Here is a 6,373-nt window from a genome sequence, read left to right as displayed (position 1 = left end):
GCCGCCGCGCACCTGCACGGCGACGACGCCGACATCGACCTGCCGAGCCTGCCCGCGCACGAAGCGGCCGCCGGCCGCCGCACGTGGCGGCCCGGCAATGGCGCAGCGCCTGCCGCCGCTGGCGAGGCCGATTCGATGTACGAGCGCTCGAAGCTGAACCCGGTGCTCACGTTCGACAACTTCGTGACCGGTAAGGCGAACCAGCTCGCGCGCGCCGCCGCGATCCAGGTGGCGGACAACCCCGGCATCTCGTACAACCCGCTGTTCCTGTACGGCGGCGTCGGCCTCGGCAAGACCCACCTGATCCACGCGATCGGCAACCAGCTGCTGCTCGACAAGCCGGGCGCGCGGATCCGCTACATCCACGCGGAACAATACGTGTCGGATGTCGTGAAGGCATACCAGCGCAAGGCGTTCGACGACTTCAAGCGCTACTACCACTCGCTCGACCTGCTGCTGATCGACGATATTCAGTTCTTCTCCGGCAAGTCGCGCACGCAAGAGGAATTCTTCTACGCGTTCGAGGCGCTGGTCGCGAACAAGGCGCAGGTGATCATCACCAGCGATACGTACCCGAAGGAGATTTCGGGGATCGATGACCGCCTGATCTCGCGCTTCGACTCGGGCCTGACCGTCGCGATCGAGCCGCCCGAGCTGGAAATGCGGGTCGCAATCCTGATGCGCAAGGCGCAGTCGGAAGGCGTGAATTTGTCCGAGGACGTTGCGTTCTTCGTCGCGAAGCACCTGCGCTCGAACGTGCGCGAACTGGAAGGCGCGCTGCGCAAGATCCTCGCGTATTCGAAGTTCCACGGCCGCGAGATCTCGATCGAGCTGACCAAGGAAGCGCTGAAGGACCTGCTGACCGTGCAGAACCGGCAGATTTCGGTCGAGAACATCCAGAAGACCGTCGCCGACTTCTACAACATCAAGGTCGCCGACATGTATTCGAAGAAGCGTCCGGCGAACATCGCGCGGCCGCGGCAGATCGCGATGTACCTCGCGAAGGAGCTGACGCAGAAGAGCCTGCCGGAAATCGGCGAGCTGTTCGGCGGGCGCGATCACACCACCGTGCTGCACGCGGTGCGCAAGATCGCCGACGAGCGCAGCAAGGATGCGCAGCTCAACCACGAGTTGCACGTGCTGGAACAGACGCTGAAGGGGTGATCGGGCGCGGTTGCGCTTGAGAATTCGGCGTCCGCCCCAAATTAACGGGGGCGATTCGGTTTTGAGGCACAATATAGGTTTGACCGCTCCGATGGCGGCCGGCCATGTGCCCGGCCGGCGGGGCGTTGCGAGGCTGCTGCAGGCCGTTATCTCAACGAAGGAACTCTATGCAACTGGTCAAGACCGAACGAGACACCCTCCTCAGGCCGCTGCAAACGGTCAGCGGCATCGTCGAACGCCGCCATACGTTGCCGATCCTCGCGAATTTGCTGATCACCAAGAACGGCGCGGACGTTTCGTTCCTGTCGACCGACCTGGAGCTGCAGATCACGACCCGCGCCGATTTCGGCGTCGGCAACGACCAGGTTGCGACCACCGTTGCCGCCCGCAAGCTGCTCGACATCCTGCGCGCGATGCCTGACGGCCAGGTGACGCTGTCGCTCGCCGACAAGCGCCTGACGGTTCAGTCGGGCAAGAGCCGCTTCGCACTGCAGACGCTCGCGGCCGACGAGTTCCCGACCGTCGCGCACGCGAAGGATTTCGGCGCGAGCCTCACCGTCCCGCAGAAGTCGTTCCGCCAGCTGCTCGGCATGGTGCACTTCGCGATGGCGCAGCAGGACATCCGCTACTACCTGAACGGCATGCTGCTCGTCGTCGACGGCGACCAGCTGATGGCTGTCGCGACCGATGGCCACCGCCTCGCGTTCTCGTCGATGAAGATCGAGGGTGGCACGTTCGGCCGCCAGGAAGTGATCGTCCCGCGCAAGACCATCCTCGAACTGCAGCGCCTGCTCGAGGACATCGACGACACCGTCACGATCGACATCGCGCAAACGCAGGCGAAGTTCACGTTTGGCCAGGTTGAACTGGTGTCGAAGCTGGTCGAGGGCAAGTTCCCCGACTTCCAGCGCGTGATCCCGAAGGCGCACAAGAACACGTTCGAGATCGGCCGTGAAGAATTGCAGCGTTCGCTGCAGCGCGCGGCGATCCTGACGTCGGACAAGTTCAAGGGCGTGCGCTGCATCATCGCGCCGGGCCAGCTGAAGATCATGTCGACCAACGCCGACCAGGAAGAGGCGCAGGAAGAACTGGAAATCGCGTACCAGGGCGAAACCGTCGACATCGGCTTCAACGTGACCTACCTCCTCGACGTACTCGCGAACCTGAAGGTCGACACCGTGCAGGTGAGCCTTGGCGACGCGAGCTCGAGCGCCCTGATCACGGTGCCCGAGAACGAAGAGTTCAAGTATGTCGTGATGCCGATGCGCATCTGACGCGCGCGACACACGACACACACCAGGGGGCGGCAAGCCCCTTTGGCGTTTTTATGGCGAATCAACCACCCCTCCTCCACGCGCCGGGCCGGTGCTCCGGAGGGGTCAGGAAAACTGGAGCGGCCCGACCTGGGCAGCCCCGCGTTTTCATGAGAAAACGCACCGCGCCGTTGATTTAGCGGCCTTGCAGAACCGGAAGATATCCATGAGTGAACAGCACAATACGCAGCCCGATAACAGCAGCTACGGCGCATCGTCGATCCAGATCCTCGAAGGGCTGGAAGCGGTGCGCAAGCGCCCCGGGATGTACATCGGCGACACGTCGGACGGCACCGGTCTGCACCACCTCGTTTTCGAAGTTCTCGACAACTCGATCGACGAAGCGCTCGCCGGATACTGTAACGATATTCACGTGACGATTCATGCGGACAACTCGATTTCCGTGACCGACAACGGCCGCGGGATTCCGACCGACGTGAAGATGAACGACAAGCACGAGCCGAAGCGCAGTGCTGCGGAAATCGTGATGACGGAGCTGCATGCGGGCGGCAAGTTCGACCAGAACAGCTATAAGGTGTCGGGTGGTCTGCACGGCGTGGGTGTGTCGTGCGTGAACGCGCTGTCGAGCTGGTTGCGGTTGACCGTGCGGCGCAATGGCAAGAAGCACTTCATGGAGTTCCACCGTGGCGTCGCGCAGAACCGCGTGCTCGAGACGGTGGACGGCGTGGAAGTGTCGCCGATGCTGGTCACCGGCGATACCGAGAACCGCGGCACCGAAGTTCACTTCATGGCCGACCCGACGATCTTCGGGACCGTCGAGTTCCACTACGACATTCTCGCGAAGCGCATGCGCGAGCTTTCGTTCCTGAATAACGGCGTGCGGATTCGCTTGACCGACCTGCGCAGCGGCAAGGAAGACGATTTCGCGTTCGCCGGTGGCGTGAAGGGCTTCGTCGAGTACATCAACAAGACGAAGACCAATCTGCATCCGACGGTTTTCTTCGCTAACGGCGAGAAGGATGGCGTGGGCGTCGAAGTCGCGATGCAGTGGAACGACAGCTACAACGAAAACGTGCTGTGCTTCACGAACAACATTCCGCAGCGCGACGGCGGCACGCACCTGACCGGCCTGCGGGCCGCGATGACGCGCGTCATCAACAAGTACATTACCGACAACGAAATCGCGAAGAAGGCGAAGGTCGAGACGACCGGCGACGACATGCGCGAAGGGCTGTCGTGCGTGCTTTCCGTGAAGGTGCCGGAGCCGAAGTTCAGCTCGCAGACGAAGGACAAGCTGGTTTCTTCCGAAGTGCGGGCGCCGGTTGAAGAGGTTGTGGCCAAGGCGCTGGAAGAGTTCCTGCTCGAAACGCCGAACGACGCGAAGATCATCTGCGGGAAGATCGTTGAAGCTGCCCGCGCGCGGGATGCTGCGCGGAAGGCGCGGGAGATGACGCGGCGTAAAGGCGTGCTCGATGGCGTTGGGCTGCCGGGCAAGCTTGCGGACTGCCAGGAGAAGGATCCGGCGAAGTCGGAAATCTATATCGTCGAGGGTGACTCGGCAGGTGGCTCGGCCAAGCAAGGCCGCGATCGGAAGTTCCAGGCGATCCTGCCGCTGCGCGGCAAGGTGCTGAACGTCGAGAAGGCGCGGTATGACAAGCTGTTGTCGTCCGAGCAGATCGTTACGCTGGTCACCGCGCTCGGGTGCGGCATCGGCAAGGACGATTACAACCTCGACAAGCTCCGGTATCACCGCATCATCATCATGACCGACGCGGACGTCGACGGTGCGCACATCCGGACACTGCTGCTCACGTTCTTCTATCGGCAAATGCCGGAGATGATCGAGCGCGGGTTTGTGTATATCGCGCAGCCGCCGCTTTACAAGATCAAGGCGGGTAAGGATGAGCGGTATCTGAAGGATGACACCGAGCTGGACGCGCATATGCTGCGGTTGGCGCTGCTTGGGTCGGAGCTGGTGCCCGGCGAGAACGCGACGCCGATTTCAGGGGACGCGCTTGGGGAGCTGGCTCGGTCGTATCTGATGTCGCAAAGCGTGATCGGGCGGTTGAGCCGGTTGTATGACCCGGCGGCGCTCGAGGCGATCATGGATGGGGTTGTGATCGATCTCTCCAGCGAAGAATCGACCGAGGTTTCGGCTAAGGCGCTTCATGCGGCTCTGCATAATGAAGCGCTCAAGAACGAAGTGCGGGTGGTGCCTTCGTATGATCCGGTGCGGGAGCTGCGGTCGCTGCGGGTTGAGCGGGCGCATCACGGGAATGTGCGGGTTTCGGTTATCGATGAGGAATTCCAGCACACGGCGGATTATCAGCAGCTTGTGACTACTGCTAATACGTTCAAGGGGCTGATTGGGGCTGGGGCAGTCATCAAGCGTGGGGAACGCAGTATGGCTGTGGGCGACTTCAAGAGCGCTATGAAGTGGCTGCTGGCGGATGCTGAGCGGAATGTGTCGAAGCAGCGGTATAAGGGGCTGGGCGAGATGAACCCCGAGCAGCTGTGGGAGACGACGATGGATCCGGCGGTGCGGCGGTTGCTGCGTGTGCAGATCGAGGACGCGATTGCTGCGGATGGGATCTTTACTACCCTCATGGGGGATGAGGTCGAGCCGCGTAGGGCGTTTATCGAGTCGAATGCGTTGAGGGCGGGAAACATCGACGTCTGACACCGAAACAGGCAATGCACTAGTATTCCCGAAACCCCGCAGCCCGAAAGGCTCCGGGGTTTTTTGTTTCTTTCCGGGATTGCAAATTTCGCTAATCTAATGGACTGCATGCCAGGTTTCGTCGAGGCGCACCGATATTATCACCCTCACCAGATATGCACACATCCAGAATTAATTGATGAGAACCAGCTGTCTGTCACGAGTGTGGCAAGTAGGGCTTCGATATCTAGGCGTTGTGTCGATTTTTTAGCGCGCCTATGACAGAGTTAAGCTACGTTGAACACTCGTGTCAGATATGTAGTGTAGTGTTCGAATTGAATAAATAAACCGTCGCGTATAGGTGAACACAATGTACACGGATGAGACGTCTGCCGAACAGAACGCTTGGGGCGAGCGGGGCCTATTCCTAATGCAAGAATTGCTTCCGTTCATGGGGGAATTCGCGCGCTACCGCGGGTTGGAAGCGCATGAGCGCATCAGTCTTGGCATGCTGCTCACCGCTGCCGCTCGCTCCAGTGAGAGTGCTTTCCTTCTAATAGCCTATGGGCAACTTTGGGATGCGGAAGTTGCTGTCCGGTCAGTGTTCGAGGCCTCGCTTAAATTTGCGTTTATCGTCCAGACTCGCGAAGATTTTGCGCAAAGATTCAGGGAGTACACGGAGGACCAACGCAAACTTGCACTCATGAAGGACGATCAGAAGGCAAGAGAGGTATTGGCTAGCCTTCGCGACCCGGAGGCGGACCAATGGAGACCCATTCGCGATATGGTTCTTCCGGATGCTACACGAGACGAACTACGAACTCACTACGACAAACCCACGCGCCGCGCCATGGAAACCCGCTGGGGATACGCTGGACTTTTGGATTCCCTAAGTAGGAGCGGGGATCCCTTCTATCAGGGATTCTCTGGATTATCCTATTCCTATGCGGTGGCAAGCCACATACACCACGCGGACTATGTGGGCGTCTCTATCGCAATGGATCGCGAAATGCGCTCACCCGAACGGCGTGATTCAGCGCACATGGTGCATCTGATGCGTCTTATCTCGGACTGCTTCACGTGCTTGAATCTTCGGCTGAGAGCAGCTTACCGTTTGTAAGCGTTGCCCCAGCACCGTCTGTTCATGAAGGTTCATAGACGGCAATCTGGTCCCCACCAAAATGTGGTGGGAATCAGAAAAAATGGAAATCAAGGCGCGGGGTCGGCGACCAGGCTCCAGGAATTACACGAAGGAGTTCCGCGCGCAGGTTGTAGC

At 60.3% G+C, this 6,373-nt stretch carries 4 protein-coding genes; all 4 read left to right on the top strand.

Going from position 1 to position 6,373, the window contains the following annotated elements:
- On the top strand, nt 1-1,164 hold a 1,164-nt coding region (gene dnaA, locus G3N94_RS38975; RefSeq protein WP_205799528.1), incomplete at its 5' end, for a chromosomal replication initiator protein DnaA.
- A 167-nt stretch (nt 1,165-1,331) separates the two neighbouring features.
- Nucleotides 1,332-2,438 (top strand): DNA polymerase III subunit beta, encoded by a 1,107-nt coding sequence (gene dnaN, locus G3N94_RS38970; protein ID WP_205799527.1) that lies wholly within the window; start codon nt 1,332-1,334, stop codon nt 2,436-2,438.
- 205 nt (nt 2,439-2,643) lie between these two features.
- A complete protein-coding gene (gyrB, locus tag G3N94_RS38965; protein WP_205799529.1) occupies nt 2,644-5,118 on the top strand; it encodes a DNA topoisomerase (ATP-hydrolyzing) subunit B in 2,475 nt (824 codons plus the stop codon).
- Nucleotides 5,119-5,467: 349 nt separating this feature from the next.
- A complete protein-coding gene (locus tag G3N94_RS38960; protein ID WP_205799526.1) occupies nt 5,468-6,217 on the top strand; it encodes a DUF5677 domain-containing protein in 750 nt (249 codons plus the stop codon).
- Nucleotides 6,218-6,373: the final 156 nt, after the last annotated feature.

The organism is Burkholderia sp. Ac-20353 (assembly GCF_017104785.1).
Lineage (GTDB): Bacteria > Pseudomonadota > Gammaproteobacteria > Burkholderiales > Burkholderiaceae > Burkholderia.
Note: the sequence above shows the minus strand (reverse complement) of the source record. Positions and strands in the feature narration are given on the sequence as shown.